This window comes from Streptomyces sp. NPDC001222, from assembly GCF_042896945.1.
GTDB classification, from domain to species: Bacteria; Actinomycetota; Actinomycetes; order Streptomycetales; family Streptomycetaceae; genus Streptomyces; species Streptomyces gibsoniae.
The window spans coordinates 26,201-45,615 of sequence record NZ_JBIAXT010000050.1; the positions used below are offsets into that span (position 1 = coordinate 26,201).

16 protein-coding genes and 3 pseudogenes are annotated in these 19,415 nt (G+C 69.6%); 9 read left to right on the forward strand and 10 right to left on the reverse strand.

What is annotated here, in order from left to right:
• Positions 1-51: 51 nt before the first annotated feature.
• Both ACFY2Z_RS38380 and ligA read right to left on the reverse strand, forming a co-directional pair.
• Entirely contained in the window at positions 52-930 is an 879-nt protein-coding gene (locus ACFY2Z_RS38380; RefSeq protein WP_390748629.1) for an NAD-dependent epimerase/dehydratase family protein, read from the reverse strand.
• Between the two features lie 324 nt (positions 931-1,254).
• A complete protein-coding gene (gene ligA / locus ACFY2Z_RS38385) occupies positions 1,255-3,345 on the reverse strand; it encodes an NAD-dependent DNA ligase LigA (protein ID WP_390748630.1) in 2,091 nt (696 codons plus the stop codon).
• Between the two features lie 309 nt (positions 3,346-3,654).
• Between ligA and ACFY2Z_RS38390 the strand changes: the two genes are divergently transcribed.
• The 4 genes and pseudogenes from ACFY2Z_RS38390 (at position 3,655) to ACFY2Z_RS38405 (ending at position 6,970) form a co-directional block, all read left to right on the forward strand.
• The gene (locus tag ACFY2Z_RS38390; RefSeq protein ID WP_390748631.1) at positions 3,655-4,497 is read left to right on the forward strand and encodes an MBL fold metallo-hydrolase; all 843 of its coding nucleotides are present in this window, start codon (positions 3,655-3,657) and stop codon (positions 4,495-4,497) included.
• Positions 4,498-4,631: 134 nt separating this feature from the next.
• A pseudogene (locus ACFY2Z_RS38395) lies at positions 4,632-5,009 on the forward strand (LysR substrate-binding domain-containing protein); the annotation flags it as partial.
• Positions 5,010-5,599: 590 nt separating this feature from the next.
• Positions 5,600-6,142, forward strand: coding sequence for a GNAT family N-acetyltransferase (locus ACFY2Z_RS38400; protein ID WP_390748632.1), 543 nt, complete (start codon positions 5,600-5,602; stop codon positions 6,140-6,142).
• Positions 6,143-6,382: 240 nt separating this feature from the next.
• Complete coding sequence (locus ACFY2Z_RS38405; RefSeq protein WP_390748633.1) at positions 6,383-6,970, forward strand: PH domain-containing protein; 588 nt, start codon at positions 6,383-6,385, stop codon at positions 6,968-6,970.
• Between the two features lie 165 nt (positions 6,971-7,135).
• Here ACFY2Z_RS38405 and ACFY2Z_RS38410 read toward each other — a convergent pair whose 3' ends face one another.
• The 5 genes from ACFY2Z_RS38410 to ACFY2Z_RS38430 all read right to left on the reverse strand — a co-directional run bounded on the left by ACFY2Z_RS38410 (position 7,136) and on the right by ACFY2Z_RS38430 (position 11,645).
• The gene (locus ACFY2Z_RS38410; protein WP_390748634.1) at positions 7,136-7,672 is read right to left on the reverse strand and encodes a hypothetical protein; all 537 of its coding nucleotides are present in this window, start codon (positions 7,670-7,672) and stop codon (positions 7,136-7,138) included.
• 193 nt (positions 7,673-7,865) lie between these two features.
• Positions 7,866-8,534 carry a response regulator gene (locus tag ACFY2Z_RS38415; RefSeq protein ID WP_390748635.1) on the reverse strand — a complete coding sequence of 223 codons (669 nt, stop codon included), beginning with the start codon at positions 8,532-8,534 and terminating at the stop codon, positions 7,866-7,868.
• Positions 8,531-9,799: a histidine kinase gene (locus ACFY2Z_RS38420; RefSeq protein ID WP_390748645.1), complete on the reverse strand. Its 1,269-nt coding sequence runs from the start codon at positions 9,797-9,799 to the stop codon at positions 8,531-8,533. Before ACFY2Z_RS38420 ends, ACFY2Z_RS38415 begins: the two co-directional genes overlap by 4 nt.
• 59 nt (positions 9,800-9,858) lie before the next feature.
• Positions 9,859-10,710 (reverse strand): ABC transporter permease, encoded by an 852-nt coding sequence (locus ACFY2Z_RS38425; RefSeq protein WP_390748636.1) that lies wholly within the window; start codon positions 10,708-10,710, stop codon positions 9,859-9,861.
• The gene (locus ACFY2Z_RS38430; protein WP_390748637.1) at positions 10,707-11,645 is read right to left on the reverse strand and encodes an ATP-binding cassette domain-containing protein; all 939 of its coding nucleotides are present in this window, start codon (positions 11,643-11,645) and stop codon (positions 10,707-10,709) included. The genes ACFY2Z_RS38425 and ACFY2Z_RS38430 overlap by 4 nt, the downstream gene beginning before the upstream one ends.
• 540 nt (positions 11,646-12,185) lie before the next feature.
• On the opposite strand from ACFY2Z_RS38430, the pseudogene ACFY2Z_RS38435 reads away from it, so the two are divergent.
• Positions 12,186-12,418, forward strand: a pseudogene (locus ACFY2Z_RS38435) (hypothetical protein); the annotation flags it as partial.
• A gap of 331 nt (positions 12,419-12,749) precedes the next feature.
• On the opposite strand, the gene ACFY2Z_RS38440 reads toward ACFY2Z_RS38435, so the two are convergent.
• Positions 12,750-13,862, reverse strand: a complete 1,113-nt coding sequence (locus tag ACFY2Z_RS38440) for an aminotransferase class V-fold PLP-dependent enzyme (RefSeq protein WP_390748638.1) — start codon at positions 13,860-13,862, stop codon at positions 12,750-12,752.
• 410 nt (positions 13,863-14,272) lie between these two features.
• On the opposite strand from ACFY2Z_RS38440, the gene ACFY2Z_RS38445 reads away from it, so the two are divergent.
• The 3 genes from ACFY2Z_RS38445 (at position 14,273) to ACFY2Z_RS38455 (ending at position 17,387) form a co-directional block, all read left to right on the forward strand.
• Entirely contained in the window at positions 14,273-15,580 is a 1,308-nt protein-coding gene (locus ACFY2Z_RS38445; RefSeq protein WP_390748639.1) for a NucA/NucB deoxyribonuclease domain-containing protein, read from the forward strand.
• A gap of 131 nt (positions 15,581-15,711) precedes the next feature.
• On the forward strand, positions 15,712-16,209 hold the full coding sequence (locus ACFY2Z_RS38450) for a hypothetical protein (protein ID WP_390748640.1): 498 nt from the start codon (positions 15,712-15,714) through the stop codon (positions 16,207-16,209).
• 773 nt (positions 16,210-16,982) lie between these two features.
• Entirely contained in the window at positions 16,983-17,387 is a 405-nt protein-coding gene (locus ACFY2Z_RS38455; protein WP_390748646.1) for a VOC family protein, read from the forward strand.
• Position 17,388: 1 nt separating this feature from the next.
• Here ACFY2Z_RS38455 and ACFY2Z_RS38460 read toward each other — a convergent pair whose 3' ends face one another.
• Positions 17,389-18,096, reverse strand: coding sequence for a DUF6597 domain-containing transcriptional factor (locus ACFY2Z_RS38460; protein WP_390748641.1), 708 nt, complete (start codon positions 18,094-18,096; stop codon positions 17,389-17,391).
• A gap of 759 nt (positions 18,097-18,855) precedes the next feature.
• Positions 18,856-19,077: a hypothetical protein gene (locus tag ACFY2Z_RS38465; protein ID WP_390748642.1), complete on the reverse strand. Its 222-nt coding sequence runs from the start codon at positions 19,075-19,077 to the stop codon at positions 18,856-18,858.
• Positions 19,078-19,295: 218 nt separating this feature from the next.
• On the opposite strand from ACFY2Z_RS38465, the pseudogene ACFY2Z_RS38470 reads away from it, so the two are divergent.
• A pseudogene (locus tag ACFY2Z_RS38470) lies at positions 19,296-19,415 on the forward strand (DNA-directed RNA polymerase subunit alpha); the annotation flags it as partial.

Genomic DNA, 19,415 nt, shown 5'->3' on the forward strand with positions numbered 1-19,415 from the left:
GTTCTCTTGGCCATTTCCGCGGCGGTGGTTCAGTTCCTGGCTCCGGAGCTCTCACAGGTTGTCGTGTTGAGCGTCGAAACCGGTCCGCCAGGTCGGCCATTCGGGCTGCCAGCCCCTGCTACGAGCAAGCGCGTTGAGAGCTCCGCGCTCCCACTCCTGCCGACCCGTCACCGGGCCGGGTGCTGGCACCTTGAGGGCTTTGGCCAGGGCCGGAAGCCACTCGTGGGCCGGGGCGGGCTCGTCGTCCACGATGTTGACCGGTCCGCCCGGCCAGTCCAGCGCGGCCAGCGCCGCGCGTGCTGCGTCGGCGACGTGGACGAAGGAGCTCACCGCGTCGTTCGCCACGGTGCTGCCCAGGAACCGCGCCGCCCGGTCGCCCGTCAGGGCCGCGGCGAAAGCGCCGCCCGGTGCGTACCAGGTGCCGGGACCGTACAGCAGGCCGTAGCGCAGTACGACCGCCGTCTCCAACTCGGCCGCCGTCTCCTCCAAGACCCTGACGGCGGACACCATCCGGGCTCGGGGTTGAGCGGTCGTGCCGTCGAGCGGTACCACCTCCTCGGCTGGGCCTTCGCCCGGCGCGTACGCCCAGGAGATCGACTGCGCGACGATCCGGCCGACCCCAGCCGCCTTCGCGGCCTCCACCAGGTTCCGGGTGCCCTCGCGGCGCATTCGCCCGTTGGCGGCCCCGTCCGCGCCGGAGAGGTCGGTGAGCTGGTGGATCACCATGTCCGGTGCTGCCGCGCTGACCGCCTGGCGCAGTGTCTCCGCGTCGAGCGCGTCCGCCTGGACCCCCGTTGCTCCGAGGCTTCGGATCCGCTCGATCCCGGCCAGGGTCCGTGATGTCCCGGTGACCTCGTGCCCAGCCGCAACAAGCATCGGGACGAGCAGACTGCCGACGGCGCCGGTGGCGCCAGCGACGAAGACACGCATGGGAGCTCCAGTTCCAGGGGGTTCGTTGGTGTGAGTCCGGCTTAGATCGGAAGCGATCCAGGCCTCGTTGGTCGGCCGGCCTGCTGGCCGCGGAGTTCTGCCTCGTCAGCGTGTCTTGCCCTCGGCTGACGTAACTTCGGGATTCCTGAGGCATTTTCTCGCCATGCCCGACCGGTCCACGGTCATGTGCAGGCGAGGGGACTCGGGTCGGCGCAGGCGGTCGTGCGGGAACGGATGTCAGGGGCTCTCCGTAGACCCAGGTGAGGCAGGAGCCGGCCCGCAACGCCAGTGAGGGACCTCCTCCCTCCGCCGCTCATCAGCAAGTCAGCCGAGGTGGTCGGCCACGAGTGCGGCGAACTCGTCGGGGGTGGCGAGGCGGATGCCGAGGTCTTCGGCTTTGGCGCGTTTGGACCCGGCGTTGTCGCCGGCGACAACCAGGGTGGTCTTCTTGGACACGCTGGAGGAGGAGCGGCCGCCGGCCCGTTCGATCAGCTCGTTCATCTGGTTGCGGCTGAGCCGTTCCAGCGGCCCGGTCATTGCGCCGGTGACCACAACCGTCATCCCGGCGAGCGGGCCGGCGGCTGGGGCGGTGGTCGTGGCACTGATGGTGCCCGTGCCTGTGGCGGTCTCCGGCGGGGGAGTGGCGCCGGGTTCGCTCATGTTCACCCCGGCTGCGACGAGTTTGTCGATCAGCGGGGCGAGCTCGGCGAGCTCGGCGACGATGGACGGCGCCTTCTCGGGGCCGATGCCTTCTACCTGCTGGAGTGTTTCGGCATCCGCAGCCCGGATGTTGTCCATGGTGGCGAAGTGCCGGGCGATGCGTCGGGACATGGAGCGGCCGGTGCCGCGGACGCCGAGTGCGCACAGCACCCGCGACAGTGCCTGTGTCTTGGCGGCGGCCAGCGCGGCGAGGAGGTTGTCGGTGCTGGTGGCGCCCATCCGCTCCAGGGAGAGAAGCTGGTCGCGGGTGAGGGTGAACAGGTCGGCGAGATCGGTGACTAGGCCCGCCTCGACGAGCTGGATGACGCGGGTGGTGCCCAGGCCCTCGACGTCGAGCTGGTCTCGGCCTGTCGCGTAGGAGAGGGAGGCCACCAGGTGGCAGTTGCGGCCCTGTTCGCAACGCCAGCGCTCCTGGCTGGTGTCGATCAACGATCCGCAGCGCGGGCACACTTCAGGGAACTCGATCGGCTTCTCTTCCCCCGTGCGCAGGTGGGCGACGGGGGCTTCGATGCGGGGGATGACGTCGCCGGCGCGGTGGACCATCACGTGGTCGCCCAGGCGCAGGTCGCGGCGGGTGATGTCGGCCGGGTTGTGCAGCGTGGCATAGGTGATGGTGGAGCCGTCGATCTCGACCGGTTCCAGGACGCCGCGTGGGGCGATGATGCCGGTGCGGCCCACGTTCCACTCCACCGCCAGCAGCCGGGTGATCTTCTCGACGGCGGGCAGTTTGTAGGCGATCGCCCAGCGCGGGGCTCGCGATCCGAATCCCGCGGCCTGCTGATCGGCGGCGAGATCGGCCTTGACGACGATGCCGTCGATACCGAACGGCAACTCGGCACGCAGCGCGGCGATCTCCTTGATACGGGTGAGTACCTCGTCGGTGGAGACGGCTGTGACGCCGGACACCCGGGTGGTGGCGGTCGTGTTCACACCGAGCTTGGCAGCCAGGGTCATCAGCTCGCTGTGTGCGAGGGCGCCCAGGCTCTCGGCCAGGACGTCGTCGGTGTCGGGCAGTGGCAGCAGGCCGTAACCGAAGAACGTCATCGGCACCGTGTACGCACGGTCCTTGGCACGCAGCGTGCCCGCTGCGGCGTTGCGCGGATTTGCAAACGGCTGCCCGCCGTGTGCGATGCGCACCTCGTTGGCGTGCTCGAACTGGGCGGTGGTCATCAGTACTTCGCCGCGTACTTCCACCGTGACCGGCTCGGCCAGCTCGTCCGGGAGGCCTTCGATGGTGCCTATCGCGTGTGAGACGTCCTCCCCGGCCGTCCCGTCGCCACGGGTGATCAGCCGGGCCAGCCGGCCCTGGGTGTAGCGGGCGGCGACGGCCAGCCCGTCGAGCTTCGGCTCGACGCTGAAGCGTTCGGCCTCATGGCCGATCCGGCGTGCCAGCGAGGCCGTCCAGGCGGTGAACTGCTCCGGCGAGAACACGTTGTCCAGACTCAGCATCGCCACCGTGTGCGGCACGTCGCCCTCGGCTGCTCCGCCGGCGACCTTCCCGGTCGGCGACTCGGGCAACACCTGGTCGGGATGATCGGCCTCCCACCCGGCGATTCCCCGTACGAGCCGATCGTAGGCATCGTCGTCCAGGGGCGAGGTACCGCCCGCGTAGTACGCCGCCGCGGCCTTCACGGCCTCCTCGACCGCCTGCGCGTAGGCGGCGGCATCCACGATCTGTGCAACGGGTGTCGTCATGTCCGCCATCCTGCCTGCCACCACTGACAACGCCCCGGTGCGCGCATTGCGCACGTCTGCGGTCCAGGGAAAGACGTCTCACTTCCTACGGGAAGACGCAGGTGCAAGGGCGGTCGCGGAGCGGCGGCTGCATGCCGCAGTCGCGAAGGCAGCCCGCCGGGTGGATGCGGCGCTGCAGCGCAAGGTCCGCCATCCGAAATGGTACATTTCGGCACCCCTGTGTCAGGGCGCAGCCTACGCCGGGAACAGTGAACAGCCCGGGCCGTCTTCACCTGGCCGCATCCGTTCCTCTGATACAGGAGGTCTCCGATGAATGCGACACTCACGCTCCCGCAGGGGGAGCAACCCGACTTCGACTCTGGTGAGGTGTACTTCATCGGCAACGCCACGACGTTGATCCGTTTCGCGGGGTTCACGATCCTGACCGACCCCGCGTTCCTGCACAAGGGTGACCATCTCCACCTCGGCCACGGCATCTACGCCCGGCGCGAGATGGAGCCGGACTGTCAGGTCGCCGATCTGCCCCCGCTGGACCTGATCGTCCTGTCGCACTATCACGCCGACCACTTCGACCATGTCGCGGCTCGGGACCTGAACAAGGAGATCCCGGTCGTCAGCACCAAGCACGCGATCGAGGAGCTGCACCCGCTGGGCTTCACCAACGGCCACGCGCTCGACACCTGGGAGAGCCAGACGGTCCAAAGGGGTGACGCTCGGCTCGTGGTGACGGCCATGCCAGCCGAGCACACCAGCGATTTCGAGATGGCGGACATGCTCATGCCTGTCAACGGCAACCTGCTGGACTTCTGCAACGGCGACCAGCGGCTGTTCCGGGTCTACATCAGTGGCGACACCATGCTGCACAACCGGCTGTACGACATCCCCCGCCACTACCCCGGCATCGACCTGGGCATGTTCCACGCCGGTGGGACCACGCTGTTCCTCACCACGGTGACCATGACCGGGGCCCAGGCCGTTCGCTGCGCGGAGATCGTCAGGCCGCACACCGCGATCCCGATCCACTACAACGACTTCTCGGTGTTCCACTCCGGGCTCGACGATTTCAAAAACGCCGCCGCCGCATCCTCTACGCCCGTCAAGTTCCACTATCTGGCGCACGGCGACCGTTACAAGTTCACGGCGACGCGGTAGCCCTCGGGCGGGCGGGGAGCGGGTGCCCGGCCGGAGCGTTCGGGCCCGCGGCGGCACGGCTGTGTGAGGGGCTCCGCCCCCGGGAGCCCGTGTCGATCACAGGCCCACCCGCGAAGCGTGCTGTCGGTGCCGGCCGTGCCGGCCCCGAACCCCTACCGGTCCACGCCCTCAAGGACGAACAACTCGCGCTGCTCAGTGGCGACTTCGCCACCCGTAGCCACATCAACGCCTACCTCACCCGCCACCAGGCCGCCCCACGCATCACGGTCGAGGTCAACTCCATCCAGGCCCTCACCGAGATCGTCCAACGCAGCGCCCTGGCCACCGTCCTGCCCGACGCCATCACCCACGACCACCCCCACCTCACCCCCGTCCCCCTCCACCCGCCCCTGCCCACCCGCACCGTCACCTTCCTGCACCGCGAGGGCGCCTACCGCAGCGCCGCCACCCGCGCCTTCACCCAGCTCACCCACGACCTCGTCCGCACCCGCGGTTACACACCCGCTCCTTAGCCGCCGGACCAGCCGATGAAACGCGCATACGCCCCGGCCGGGAGGCGCGGCACGGACAAAACGGCAGGTCGGCTTCTCCACGAACCGTCCGTACGCCTCGGCCTACTACCCAGTCAGAATCCCCACGGGCGCGACCGGCCCGTAGATGGCGCCGTCGCCCTTCCGGCAAGCTTTCCGCGAATCCCAGCGGCAGCCACTCCCGGTGCGCCGGCCGACCATGATCAATCTTACCGGGACTTCCTGTACGCAACTACTCACACTGAGCTGGGCGAGCCTGGAGTAGGACAGGCAGGCTGAACACCCAGCCGATCGCCTCGTCGACGGTGCGGGTCAGCGTGCGGTCCCGTGACGAGAAGGACGGTCTTCGAGCGCGACCTCCGCGAGCTCCGGCCGAGTTCCAGCCCGGTGGTCACTTTGGCGAGGGGCCGGTCGTCGGCGCGGACGATGTCCGCGGGTGGCCCGCGGGCGCCTGGCGGTGCCGGCGGACACCACCACGGTTGGGCTGCGAGGGACCCCGAGAGCACTGGCGTGCCTTCGCCTGCGCCCGGTTATCCTGCCTCGTTCCGTACAGGCCAGGGAGGTCACTCACCATGAACAGCTCCACGTCGTCCTTTCCCGAGCGGATCGAGCTCTCGGGGGAGGGTCTCGTCCTCCGTGACTGGACGGAGGCGGACCTGGCCGTGATGCCGGGGCTGTTTGACCACCCCGACATCGCGTACTGGACACCGATCGTCTCTCCCTTCGACGAAGCGGCCGCTCGCGTGCGGCTGGACCGGGACCGGCAGCTTCGGACGGAGGGCACGGCCATCCTGCTTGCTGTCACCGTCGACGGCGGCACACCGCTAGGTGAGGTGATGCTGCGACGTGCCCCCGAAGGCACGGAGCTCGGCTACGCGGTCGGCCCGGCGCATCGCGGCCAGGGGCTGGCGGCGCGGGCGGTACGGGTGATGGCTGCGTACGCCTTCGAGCAGTTGGGCGCGGGACAAGTGATTCTGGAGCTGGAGGCCGAGAACGCCGCCAGCGTCGCCGTGGCCACCAAGGCGGGCTTCCGGTTGCTCGACGTGCCGCTGATCACAGGTGAGGAGAAGGGGCGGCCCTACGCCCTGCAGACGTGGGGTCTGAACCGCCCCTGACCCGTGGTCCGTAGCTGTTGCCGAGGGCTGTTTTCGTCCGGGGCAACTACCGTGCCGTGCAGTCGTGGCGGCTACCTTTTCGCCACCGCGCACGGTTGCCGCACTGTGTTCAGGCTGCGCCCTGTCAGGCACAATCGCACGCATTCGACACCTGACCCGCAGTCACCACCTCGCGCCGCGCAGCCCGGCTCCACCGACCACGTCTTCCGGTCGCCCGCCGGCATCGCCACAGGAGCGGTATTGCTTGTCGTCGTCCTGTGGCTCGGCATCGACGCGTTCGTCAGCACCGAGGGGGGCATGCCCTGGAAAGCGCTGGCGGGGATGCTGCTGGTGGTTCCGCCGCTCATCGCCTTCACCTTGCGGCCCGCGGTCTTCGCCAACGACCACCGGTTGCGCATCCGCAACCCATTCCGCACCATCACACTGCCCTGGGACGCCGTCTCCGGTCTGCGGTCTGGTCACTCCAATGAGGTCTTCGACCGGATCGGCACCAAATACCAGTTGTGGGCCATCCCGGTCTCCTCGCGTGGCCTCAGGCAAGTCAACCGCGAGCGGGTCAGGATGGCCGAGTCCTCGCTGCTTCCGGGTGGCTCCGTCCCGGACCGCCGCGGCCTCTTCGACGCGGGACGGCCCGACCGACCGAACGCGGGGGCAGAACGTCTGAGGCCGAGGTCCGACAGAACCATGGACAGCCTGCGTGCGCTCCAGGAGTCAGGGGCCATGACCAAGGAGGGACAGGGGCAGCCCGAGGTGCGCTGGGCGTACGAGATCCTCGGCCCGGCGGCGGCCGGCCTGGTGCTGATGCTGGTGTTGCTCGCCGTGGGCTGACCGCACGCGAAGACGTGTGGTCCCGACGAACAGACGGACACGGGTTCCCGCCACAGAGGATTGAGCGCACCGGTCAGAAGCTCCGTCCCGAAGGGTCACTCGAGTGCGGCGGGCGTGTTCGGGACAAAGGAGTCGGCGCCCATGCTCGCGTGACGATGCTTCACGTCAGTCTTGCTCGGAGCTGGACAGAGCCTCGGCGATCAAGCGGGTGGCGAAGTCATGGTCGCCGGAAATCCGGTTGATGTGCTCCGCGAGCAGGACGGCCGTGGCTTCCAGGGGATTCATTTCGGCCTCGGTCCAGCGTCCGTACTGTGCGCGCCACAAATTGGGGCTCAGGCCGGTGGCTGCGGCGATGAGCAGGCCGGCCATGGTGGGGACGACCTCGGGACGGAAGGTCTTGGGCATCATGCGCATCGTGGCCACAAGGGCCGGCACCACGTACTCGATAACGTCCTTGTCGTGTTCCTCGCAGGCCGTCCGCAGCCACTTCATGAACATGTAAATAAGCGTGCACGCGCCGTCCAACAGCGCATCGACTCCCGCAGGACCCAAGGAGGCGGCGAACTGGGCGACCATCTTCTGCTGTTCGGGGTCGGTCCCGGACTTGCTGTCGTAGACGGCTTTCAGCCGAGAGTCGATCATCATGAGCGCTGCGCCTACATCACCGACGGGAGCGTACTCGGGGTCACAGGGTGACGACACAGGACTCCTCCTCAAATGACCGCGGCGGGCAGCGCGGCATGTCCGTACCGTAGACCGTTGATCGGACGGGAGTCTGGCGAATCCCGATGGTGCGCCTTTTGGCGGTAGTGGCCCCTCAACCTTCCCTACGTGGTGGACCGGGACAGGGCGAGCCCTTCGTATCGAACAACCGCGCCGCCCGGCCGCGCCCGGCTCAGCTCGCATGGGGCCTGGCCAGACCGTGGTCGTAGGCGAAGATCACTGCCTGGATGCGGTCGCGGGCGCCGATCTTGGACAGAACGCGGCCGACATGGGTCTTCACCGTGGACTCCGACAGGACGAATCGGCTGGCGATCTCGCCGTTGCTCCAGCCCTTGCCGATGGCGACGAGGATCTCGCGTTCACGGTCGGTGAGGGAGCTCAGTCTCGGGTCCTCGGCGGAGCCGTCACCGCCGGTCGGCACGAGACGGGCGAATTCGTGGAGGAGACGCCGGGTGAGCGCGGGGGCGATCACGGCATCTCCGACGGCCACCGCGCGGATGCCTGCCAGGAGTTCCTCGGGGCGGGCATCCTTGAGGAGGAAGCCGCTGGCTCCGGCGCGGAGGGCTGCATACACGTACTCGTCGATGTCGAAAGTGGTCAGGACGAGTACGCGGGAGCGGTCGCCGGCGGCGACGATCCTGCGGGTGGCCTCGATACCGTCCATGCCCGGCATGCGTACGTCCATGAGGACGACGTCGGGGCGGAGTTCCGCGGCCTTGCGCACCGCCTCCGCCCCGTGCGCGGCCTCGCCGATCACCTCAGTCTCGGGCACGGAGTCGAGGAGCATGCGGAAGCCGTACCGCTGGAGCGGCTGGTCGTCCACAACGAGCACAGTGGTCACGAGGCACCCTCCCGGGGAGTGAGGTCGAGGTCGACCCGTACCGTCCAGCCGGCGCCTGAGGGGCCCGCGCTGACGTGCCCGCCGTAGAGCGCCGCTCGTTCTCGCATGCCCACCAGGCCGTGTCCTTCCTCATTCGCCGTGCGGGGACCGGCTCCCTGGGTGGGCGGGCCGGAGTCCTGGACGGTCATGGTCAGCCGCGTGCCCTCCGCGACGATCGCCAGGTTCGCACGCGCACCGGCGCCGGCGTGTTTCAGGGTGTTCGTCAGGGCCTCCTGCACGATGCGGTAGACCGTCAGCTGCACCCCGCTGTCGAGAGCGTCGATGTCTCCGGCCGTACGGTAGACGACCTCCAGACCGGCGGCGCGCACTCCCTCGCACAGCGCGTCGATGTCCGTGAGGCCAGGCTGCGGGCTCAGCTCCGGCTCGGTCGGCGGACCGTCCGCCTCGCGCAGCACGCCGAGCACCCGGCGCAGTTCGCCGAGGGCCTGGCGGCCGGTGTCTCCGATGAGGTGCAGGGACTCCTGGCCGCGTTCCGGAGCGACGTCGGCGGCATAGGCTCCCGCGTCGGCGAGCGTGATGATGACGGACAGGTTGTGGCCGACGATGTCGTGCATCTCCCGGGCAACCCGCGTCCGCTCGGCCGCGACGGCGAGCCTGCCACGCTGATCGCGTTCGATCTCCAGCCGGGCCGCACGGTCCCGCAGCCCGGCCAGCTGAGCCCGCCGGATCCGAATCATCAGGCCGAGCGCAAGAGCCGCCGTTGCCGTGCTGAGCAGGAAGAACAACGCGTCCCAGACCGACACCGCCGTCGACACCCGCGCCGCGACAAGGCCCAGCGCACCCATCGTGACCGCACAAGCCCACGGCAGCTGCCGCAGCCGCCCGTGCAGGGTCAGGCTGTACAGGGCGACGAAGAGGGCGACGTCCGCACGAAGTGCGGCGCCGAGCGCCCACTGAAGGACGAACACGGCTGTGACGGCGCCGAAGGCGGCGGCGGGCGCCCGGCGTCGCCACAGCAGCGGAAGCACCAGCCCGGCCTGGAGGGCCAGCATGCCCGTCACGGGCAACCGGGTGAACGCCACGCGGAAGCGGCGCGGGCCGTCGCCGTCCCCGCCGATCACGCCGACGGCGTGCAGCAGGTCCGGCAGGCCGAACAGCAGGAAGACCAGGATCACCACCGCGGTGTCCAGCACCCATGGGCGGGCCCGGTCGGCATGCTTGAGCCGCTGGCCGACCCGGCCGAGCCGGGCGACCAGCGGCCCCATCCCGCTGAGATCTTCGGTGGTCACGGATGTCACCAACCCATGATGCGGGTGGCTGCTGCTCAGACGTCGCTGCGCAGCAGCCGGTACGCCGCCCCGGCCAGCGCCAGGGCCGTCCAGCCGAGGAAGACCAGGAGTCCGCCGCCCGGCGACAGGGTGGTCGAGTCGTGGGTCAGGGCGAAGATCGACTCTCCCGCGTGGCTCGGCAGGTAGGGGTCGATGTTGCCCTGCCACGAGCTGGGCAGCAGGGAGACCAGTCCGGGTACGAGCATGAGGGCGGCGACCAGGACCGAGATACCGCCGGCCACGGACCGCAGCAGCGCGCCCAGAGCGGTGCCGATCACGCCGACGAGGCCCAGGTAGAGCCCGGCGCCCAGGAGACTGCGGACGACGCCGGCGTGGCCGAGGCCCATGGCGGCGGGCGTGCCGGAGACGATCTGGCTGCCGACGAGGAAGGCGACGAACGCGCCGACGGTGGCGATCACTAGCGCGACCAGCCCGTACACCGCTGCCTTGGACCACAGCACGGGCAGTCGGCGCGGCACCGCGGCCAGGGTCGAACGGATCATGCCGGTGGAGTACTCGCCCGCCGTGACCAGTACGCCGAGCACACCGAGCGCCAACTGCGCGAAGTTCGTGCCGAAGAGGGACAAGCTCACAGCCGTCGCGGTGGCGAAGTCGCGGTCCATGTGCCGACCGGAGTCGAGATTGGACTTGTAGTGGCTCGCGGCGATGACGCCGAAGGCGACGAGGAACAGCAGGCCCAGGCCGAGGGTGATCCAGGTGGAGCGCAGGGACCAGAGTTTGGCCCACTCCGAGGACAGTACGCGCCGTCCGGTCACCCGGTAGGCGGGCCGGGGCGGCGCGGCCTGGTCGGTCTCAGGGGTCTCGGGGGTTGCCGTGAGGGTGCTCATGCCGCGCTCCCGGGGGTCTTGGTGCCGGTCGTGGAACCGTGGTACTCCACGGCGTCCCTGGTCAGTTCCATGAATGCCTCCTCCAGCGACACCGCCTTCGTGGTCAGCTCGAACAGGGGGATTCCGTGCTCGGCCGCCTTCAGCCCGATCTCGCGGGCGGACACGCCGGTCACCTGCAGTTCCTCGGAGCCGATGCGGCCGGTGATCTCCACGCCCGGCCCAGCCAGCACGTCCCGCATCCGTGCGGGGTCGTCCGTCGCGACCCTCACGGTGTCGCCGCCCGCCTCACGGACCAGGTCCTGCACGGTCGTGTCGGCCAGCAGCCGGCCACGTCCGACGACGATCAGGTGATCCGCGACGAGTGACACCTCGCTCATCAGATGCGAGGAGACGAACACCGTGCGGCCCTCGGCTGCCAAGGAGGTGAGCAGGTTCCGAATCCAGAGGACACCCTCGGGGTCCAGTCCGTTGACAGGCTCGTCCAGCATCACGGTCTGCGGATCGCCGAGCAGGGCCGCCGCGATGCCGAGCCGCTGGCCCATGCCGAGGGAGAAGGCACCGGCCCGCTTCTTCGCGACGCTGCCGAGACCGGCCAGTTCGACGACTTCGTCGACCCGACGGCGCGGAATGCCATGGGTCAGCGCGAGCGCCCGGAGGTGGTTGTAGGCAGAACGGCCCGGGTGGATCGATTTCGCCTCCAGCAGCGCCCCCACCTCCTGCAGCGGCGCCTGGTGTCGGGCATAGCGCTGTCCGTTCACCGTGACGGAGCCGCTCGTCGGCGCGTCCAGCCCGACGATCATGCGCATCGTCGTGGACTTCCCCGCACCGTTGGGCCCCAGGAATCCGGTCACCGTGCCCGGCTTCACGGTGAAGTCCAGCCCGTCGACGGCTGTCTTCTCCCCGTACCGCTTGGTGAGCTGCTGTGCCTCGATCATTAGCATTCTCTCTTTCGGACTCCGGCGCCCGAAACGCCTGACGCCTCCTCCGTCACGCTAAGTCCGCGATCTGCCGGATCCGGTAGTACCGGGGGCTGAACAGCGATGGGCGGGTAGTACCGGGGTACTACGGGGTCGGCGGCGAGGCGGTGCAGCAGCAGCCGCGCGCGGGCGGCTGTCACTGCCGGGACGAGCAGGGCGAGCCCCTCAAGGACCTGACATGGACACCGGGTGCGCTCTCTGCGGCGGTGACGCAGGCGAACCTGGCCACGACGATCTGCCGGAAGGGCGGCGACACCGAGAACGTCCGGCCGCGGGAGGTGATCACCGGAGACCCGGTGGAGACGAACCTGCAGTTCCAGGGCCGCGAGCAGGCCCTGAGCGCGGGTGGGGTCCACCGCTGCGTCGAAGGCGCGGATGTACTCCGCCGCGCTGTCACGCGACGGGGTCACCGATTCGTCCCCGCCGCCGTCCGGGGCCCTGCTGCCATGGCTAGCTCTCGCGCACCGCCGGCCAGCGGCGCAGGTGGTGCTCACGGACATGGCTGCGGCCGATCACCAGTGCTCTTTCCGCGCGAACAGCGATGATCCGGCCGAGAGCTGGCGTGGCGGCGGCTGACCGCTCGGCACGGCGACCGACGCGGCGAGATCATGGACGAGTACGGCTGGCCGACGGCGGAACTGGTCGGCGAGGAGGCCGCACGCGCGGCGTGGTTGATCGCTCAGCACGCAGACCGGCAGCTCGACGTCCAGCGGCGCGCCCTCCATCTGATGTGACTGGCGGTGTCGGCAGGTTCGGCCAGCCCTCGCGAGCTGGCCTTTCCCAGACGGACCGGCGGGTGGGTCGCACGCTCAGCTGTCACTGATCGAGATTCCAGCAGGGCACGGACGTGAGGGTGCGCGTGCGTTTCGTCGGCATCAGCCGCATGGGTTGCACCCGGACCAAGTACATCGGCAACCGCGCCCCGTACCGGGGCGCCGCCTGAACTCTACGGAAGAAGTCCTGGTCGCAGTCATCTTCGACCGCAGGGCGGCGCCGGCGGCAGGGCATCGTCGATGCGCTCCTTCACGACGAGGCCATCGTCGAGTTGCTGGACGGCCGGGATCAACTCCCGAGCGACGAGAGCGCGGCGGCGACCCGTTGGGACGCCTCCGGCGGGGTCGAGGCGTGCGGGGACAGCCGGAGCGAGTCGGTGCGCACCGTCGGCGTGACCCCCTCGGCGTGCAACGCCTTGGCGACGAGCGACGGATCGTGGTCCGGCATCGTGAAGGAGAGGATGCCAGCGCGGTGTGCCGAATCGGTGGGGGAGAGCACGCGGCCGCCGCACGCCCTGACGATCTCGCTGAGTTCGGTGATCCGGGCGGCGATGGCGGTCTCGATCGCCGCGACCGTGTGCCGTTCCACGAGATCCAGCGCGGCGGCGAACGAGGCGGCTGTCACCGGGCTCAGATTGGTGATCGACCACTGACGGGCATCCGGGGCGGGCAGATGCCCGGTTCCGTCGAAGACGCCGGCGTCTTCGACGCCCGTCCAGCCGGTGAGGACCGGCTGGAGGGATTCCAGCGCATGGTCGGACAGTGTCGCGAAGCCGGTGGCCCATCCCGCGCGCAGCCACTTCTGACCGCCCGCGACCACCACGTCGGCCGCGTCCCAGGCCATCGTGGCCACGCCGAACGCCTGGATCGCGTCCACGATCAACAGTCGGTCCGGTCCGATCGCCTCCCGCAGCGCCGCCAGATCGACACGGAACCCCGTACGGAAGTCGACGGCGCTGACGGACACGGCGACAACGTCGGCGGTCAGCGCGGCGCGGACGAGGTCGGGGGTGACACCGCCGCCCGGTACCGGGTCGAGCCACCGCGGCGTGACCCGGCCCAGCTCCGCAGCACGGCGCCACGGGTAGTGGTTCGCGGGGAAGTCGGTGCGCGGCGCGAGGACCACGCCGTCCTGGATGCCGAGCGCGGCGTGGAACAGGCCGGTGGAGGCGTTCGGGAGCAGCACGGTGTGTGGAGCGTCGGTGCCGGCGAGCCGGGCGGCCGTGGCCCGCGCGGCCCTCTCCGCGCGCATCAGATCGTCCACGGTGGTGTGTCCGGCGCGGGCGGACTCCTCCATGGCGCGTGCGGTGGCGGCGACGGCGTCCCGGGACGGCGGGCCGAACCGCGCGAAGTCGAGATACCCGGCGGGCGTGTCGAAGTGGGCTGCGTACGACGTGAGCAATGGGGCTCGTCCTTCCGGGGCGGTGCGGGTCGTGGGATGCCGGCCGTGTGGGCCGTGTGGGGCAGGTCCAGTGGTCCGGGGTGGTCGGTGGGCAGACCACGGTGACTGTCGGGTCAGGTTCCGTGGGCGATGGTGGCCGATGCCGCGCGGCGTCGTACTGTTTTCCCCCGGCAATCGGAACAGGCGGTGGACCTTGGCGGGCTCCTGAGCGCTGTTGCCGAGCCGGTTCGCCTTCGCATCATCTCGGAGTTCAGGGCACTGGACCGTGATCGTCCGTATGCGGATGCCTGGCGACGAACGGGATCCGATGTGCGGGTGCGGCGATGAATATGTCATGTTCGCGGCGTGCGCGTCCTGGCCGGTGATACCTGTGGGATCGATAGCAACTCGGCCGAACCAGAGGGAATCGCGTGTTAAGAACCGCAAACCACGGCACGAATCGCGAACGGCCGCGACGCACCGGGAGGTGGGGCGCGGCGCTGGTCGCGGCGCTGGCGGCGCTTCTCTTCCTCGCCACCGGCACCGCCCAGGGCGCCGGACCATCGCCCAGCCCTTCGGAGCACCACAAGAAGACCAGCAAGGTGTACCTCAAGGTGACGCCGGAGACCGCGAAGTCCGTTCGCGGCGGCGACAAACCCATCAAGCCCCCGTCCCTGTCCGGAGCGCACAAGGACGGGGCGCGGACCACTCCTGTGTCCTCCCTCACCCCGAACGAGTGCCTGGCGCAGAGCTCCTCACGCAGTGGCAACGGCTACGGCAAGGACCGCTTCGCCTCCTGCCAGGCCTACCATCTGCACGCCTGGCACGTGGTGTGCGACTGGCTGTTCGGCTGCGACCAGGTCGGCACCGCCGACGCGGACCTCGTCGACATCCAGTACACCGGCAACGGCGCACGTGACGCCTACATCGTGCAGTTCCTGGGCAACTGGGTCCAGGACGGTGACATGAGCGAGATCACCCTCACCGTCGACACCACCTGCACCGCGTCCGCCGGATCCGGCCCCTGTAACACCGTCTCGGGCTCGCCGACCACGGAACCGGTCGAGCAGTGGGTGCTCGGTGACGAATTCCTCTACTACTCCTTCGAGCAGCCCGCCGGCGCCGGCGCCGACCAGGTCAGCAACGCCCATCTGAACTGGCACATCACCGTCGCCGGCGGCGAGAACGGCCCGGTCACCCGGGACGGCCCCGACAGCGGTCTGCGCTGTGACTCCGCGAGCTACATCATCCAGGCGGGTGGCAGCATCGGGTGCGTCTTCCCCTGGGTCGCTCCACAGACCCTGGTGATCCACCGAGGCACCACACCCGAGTCCGCCCAGAACATCTGGGAAGCCCAGAACACTCCGCTGTCCACACAGCCGCCGTCCGCCCTGCTGGGGATGCCGTTCAAGAGCATCCCGGGCTCCCCGGCCAGCGGCCGGCCGCTGCACCGCGACCGCGACAACATCACTGCCCACCGCAACACGGCGCGGGCCGCGTGCCGCACGTACTTCCCCGGGAAGTACCCCGCGCCGAACACCGACTGCGACGAGTACCCCTTCGCCTCTACGCAGGAGGGGGCGGTCGACATCGGCGGCTTCCGCAACTACGTCGTCAAGCCGATCGACAGCGACGACAACCAGCAGGCGGGCCGGGAGCTGGGCGACTTCTACGCCGACCAGCGCATCCTGGGCAGCAACGACATCCACGACCCCTTCTACGTGTCCGTCCAGCCCTGACCCCGGCACCGCGCCGGGCACGGACCGGGAAAAGCCGACCGGTCACGTGCCCGGGCGATGCTGGAATGGTGGCGCCCGGAGGCTTCCGGGCGCCGCTGCCGTACTTTTGCCCCTCACAGAAAGGCCCTGCGATGCCTGCCTCCCCGACGCCCCCGCAGCCGTCCCGGATCGCCGGGGCCGACGGGCTGGTCCTCACCGAGGACCACCTGTTCAACCTGGTCGACGCCGCCGCGCCCGTCACCTCCGTCACGCGTCCGCCGGCGCCGGACCGGCGCCTGGTCGCCGTGGGCGCCGGCGTCGTACTCGCCGTGTTCCGCAGCGAGTTGGAGGACAACGAGCCGCATGTGGAGCTGGAGCACTGGTCCTTCTCGCCGCCGGAGCCCGAGGGCGAGTGGGAGGTGCACACCGAGGAGCGACTCACGGTGGAGGCCGGCCGGCTCACCCTCGCCTCCGGCGTGAACGCGCTGCCCGCCCCGCATCAACTGACCGTCCCGCCGGGCCCGTACCGGCTCGGGGTCTGGTGCCAGGGCCGCACCGAGGCCCGCGCCGTCGAATTGGACGCCATCGACACCGGCACGTTCCCACAGGGGGTCGAGCGGTGGATGGTACGGCTCTGGCCTGACCGTTAGCCGAGCGGGAGCCGAACCCCGGCGGACGCGGGGGCGGGAGCACCTCACCCGCCCTGCTCGCAGCGGATCGCCGCTGCGTCGGTGGTAGTCCCCGGCGCGGGCGAAGCCGGCCGGCACCGCGAGGTCTCCTCTTTGATCCGCTTGGCGCGATCGCGTCGTCGAGAGTGACGGGCATCGCGGTGTCAAAGAGAACGCCGCACCGGTCGAAGGCGTCGGACGACGCTCGGCGGGCACGCACGGCGCCTGGGGCCAGTTGTGCAGGAAGGTGCGGTTGGGCTGGCTGGTGATCAGACGTCTCAGGATTCGGCCGGGATGTAGGGCCACGGTCGTCACCGAGGCCCCGAAGCCGACGGTGAACGTCACCCGGGCCGGTCCTCTCCCGTGGAGGCCGGTGGTCGTCAAGGGCGTCAGTCCCGCTCCACGGCCGGGAGCTCTACGACCGGACCGGTCGGCGTTCATCGACAACTTCACCGAAGCGGCCTCGCGGGGCAAGCCGGTCCACGTTTTCGTCGGCGGGCAGGACCGGGCCATAGACCCGAGCCTCGAGCGGTCCGGGGCCGAGCACGCGCACAAGTCGCATGGTGGTGTGCAGGAGGCACCGCCGTCCATCAAGCCGTCCGCCGGGCGCTCGCACAGCTCCTGACCCCGCGCCTGCATCCCGTCACCCCACAGGCCGCATGTCACCGGTAGCCCCCGTGTGCCCGGCGGGGTGTCCGTTTCCTTCAAGACCCGACGCCCGCCCTGCGCCTACGCTGCCGGCCATGAACACCGAACTGTCACCCCGATTCGATGTCGTCGGCATCGTCGTCTCCGATCTGGCCGCGTCGCTCGCCTTCTACCGGCGCCTTGGAATCGCGTTCCCCGAAGGCTCCGAGGACCAGCCGCACGTCGAGGCCGTACTGCCGGGCGGGCTACGCCTTGCTCTCGACACCGAGGACACCGTCCGCTCGTTCCACCCGTCGTGGCGTCCGCCGGTCGGCGGCGGCCGGGTGGGGCTGGCGTTCAGGTGCGCGAGCCCCGCACGCGTCGACGCCGTGTACGACGACCTGGTCGGCGCCGGGTATCACGGCGAGTTGAAGCCGTGGGACGCCGTCTGGGGCCAGCGGTACGCCGTGGTGAACGATCCGGACGGCAACGGCATCGACCTGTTCGCGCCGCAGGCGGACGACAGCGCCTGAGCTACCGTCCCATCAGCTCGCTCAGCGGTGCTCCCGCCAGCTCCCGCACCTCGCGCGACAGATGAGCCTGGTCCGCGAAGCCTGCCAGGGACGCCGTCTTCGCAAAAGGGACGCCGGCGCGGGCCAGGGCCAGGGCGCGTTGCAGACGCAGGACCCGGGCCAGGGCCTTGGGACCGTAGCCGAACGCGGTCAGGGAGCGGCGGTGCAGCTGACGCGCGCCCAGGCTCACCGATTCGGCGGTCGTCGTGACGGAGCGGCCGGCCGTCAGCGATGCCACGACCGCCCGCAGGAGCGGGTCGAAGGGTTCCGCGTCGGCCGCAAGACGCAGCGCCAGATCTTCGAGGGCAGTGGCCGGGTCCGGTGCCTCGTCGACCCGTTCCGTAAGTCGGCGCGAGTAGGCACCGGGCCAGAGGTCCACAAGGTCCACGCGTCGGTCGCGCAGCTCGTGAGCGGGCACACCGAGCAGGGCGGGGGCGGTGCCGGGGAAGAAGCGGACGCCCGCCCACGGACCCTGCCCACCGGGGCCGGGGCGGTACGCGCGGGTGTCGGGCCCGGCAACCAGGAGCCTGCCCTCGGTCCACAGCAGATCCATGCAGCCATCGGGCAGTACAGCCGTCCCCTCACCGGCTCCCGGACACCTGGCGGCTCCCCGCGTCCACACAACCGCCCCCGGCAGCCGGGACGCACGCTCTGCATACTCGGCGGACATGCCACGAAGGCTACGGCACGCTAGTGCGATGCCTCTGGGAGCCGATACTTCAACTTGCCGCGGTCGAGGAGAGCTTGGGACCGTGCGCTTTGACGCGCGTCACCCCGTTGGAACGCATGTCCCTCCCGACCGTCGTTGTCACCGGATGGGGACGGCTCCGAGGTCGTGATCACACCAGCCACGGCAAGATCGGTTCCTCTTGATCACCGTCGTGGGCATCGCCGGCTGCGCCGGAACTGGCTCCACGAGGCATGGATCCTGCTGGACGACTACATCGTCCAGCTGTGGTCCCCACAGATCAAAGCCCTCGACGACCGCTTCAAGACCGCGACCGTCGATGACGACGGCCGAGCTCTCGGCCAGTTTGTTCCACAGGTTGCCCGTCCCAGACCTGTGGTGGTGGCGGCGACACCCCCGCATCCTCAGGGGAGATCTCGGGGAGCGCTTCGTTCGGCCGGCGCCGTCGGCACCGACCTGGACTCAGCTTGATCCCCCAGTCGTGGCGCAGCCTTCAGGCTGCCTTGGGTTGCCCGGCACGCATGCCCAAGGCTGGTACCTGTGCATCGTCGAGCGGGAAGGTCTCGTCCTCCCCGAAGTCCGGGGCATGGAAGGGGTTTGTCGTCGGAGGCGGCGATGCTGCGGTGGAGCAGCGGGGTTGCCCTTCCAGGGCGGAGAACAGCGACGTCGGATCGATGAGAGGCTCTCTTTCGTTACAGGTCCCCGAGGGGGCCTGGCGTGCCGTGACCGGGCACAGCGGCCCTACAGCTTGGTCATCTTGGTGTACGGGCTCAGGATCCGCATTTGCGCCGAGCCGAAGTCCACGAGCGCCGCGATTCCATCCTCGATGCCGATTACCCGGCCGAGGCCGTACACGTCGTGGGTGACCTGGTCGCCCACGGCGAAGTGCTTGGGAGTCGGTGGGACCGGGGCCTTGAAGGGGCTGGTAGGCAAATGACGCTTCGGTGCAGCAGGCTTTGTCATCGCCCCCAGTATGCACCTATGGACTGTGATGGTGGCTGCCTCTCAGGGGCATGAGTATCTGATCGTTAGACTCCACCCTGCAAGAGCTGAGTCTGCCGACCGGTCGGCAGACGGGCAGGGTCGGGCGGTTCGGACGCACAGGAGGCCGAACCGCCCGTACCCTTCGTGGTGTCTACGGCGTCACATAGCGGGCGCCAAACACTGGAGGCAATACACTCGTGCTGATTGCTCAGCGTCCGTCACTGACCGAAGAGGTCGTCGACGAGTTCCGCTCCCGGTTCGTGATCGAGCCGCTGGAGCCGGGCTTCGGCTACACCCTCGGCAACTCCCTGCGTCGT

Coding starts and splice junctions, on each gene's coding strand:
- ACFY2Z_RS38460 (WP_390748641.1), bottom strand. CDS start 18,096: ATGTCCGCCGAGTATGCAGAGCGTGCGTCCCGGCTGCCGGGGGCGGTT.
- ACFY2Z_RS38450 (WP_390748640.1), top strand. CDS start 15,712: ATGCCTGCCTCCCCGACGCCCCCGCAGCCGTCCCGGATCGCCGGGGCC.
- ACFY2Z_RS38430 (WP_390748637.1), bottom strand. CDS start 11,645: ATGATCGAGGCACAGCAGCTCACCAAGCGGTACGGGGAGAAGACAGCC.
- ACFY2Z_RS38465 (WP_390748642.1), bottom strand. CDS start 19,077: ATGACAAAGCCTGCTGCACCGAAGCGTCATTTGCCTACCAGCCCCTTC.
- ACFY2Z_RS38400 (WP_390748632.1), top strand. CDS start 5,600: ATGAACAGCTCCACGTCGTCCTTTCCCGAGCGGATCGAGCTCTCGGGG.
- ACFY2Z_RS38380 (WP_390748629.1), bottom strand. CDS start 930: ATGCGTGTCTTCGTCGCTGGCGCCACCGGCGCCGTCGGCAGTCTGCTC.
- ACFY2Z_RS38425 (WP_390748636.1), bottom strand. CDS start 10,710: ATGAGCACCCTCACGGCAACCCCCGAGACCCCTGAGACCGACCAGGCC.
- ligA (WP_390748630.1), bottom strand. CDS start 3,345: ATGACGACACCCGTTGCACAGATCGTGGATGCCGCCGCCTACGCGCAG.
- ACFY2Z_RS38390 (WP_390748631.1), top strand. CDS start 3,655: ATGAATGCGACACTCACGCTCCCGCAGGGGGAGCAACCCGACTTCGAC.
- ACFY2Z_RS38420 (WP_390748645.1), bottom strand. CDS start 9,799: ATGGGGCCGCTGGTCGCCCGGCTCGGCCGGGTCGGCCAGCGGCTCAAG.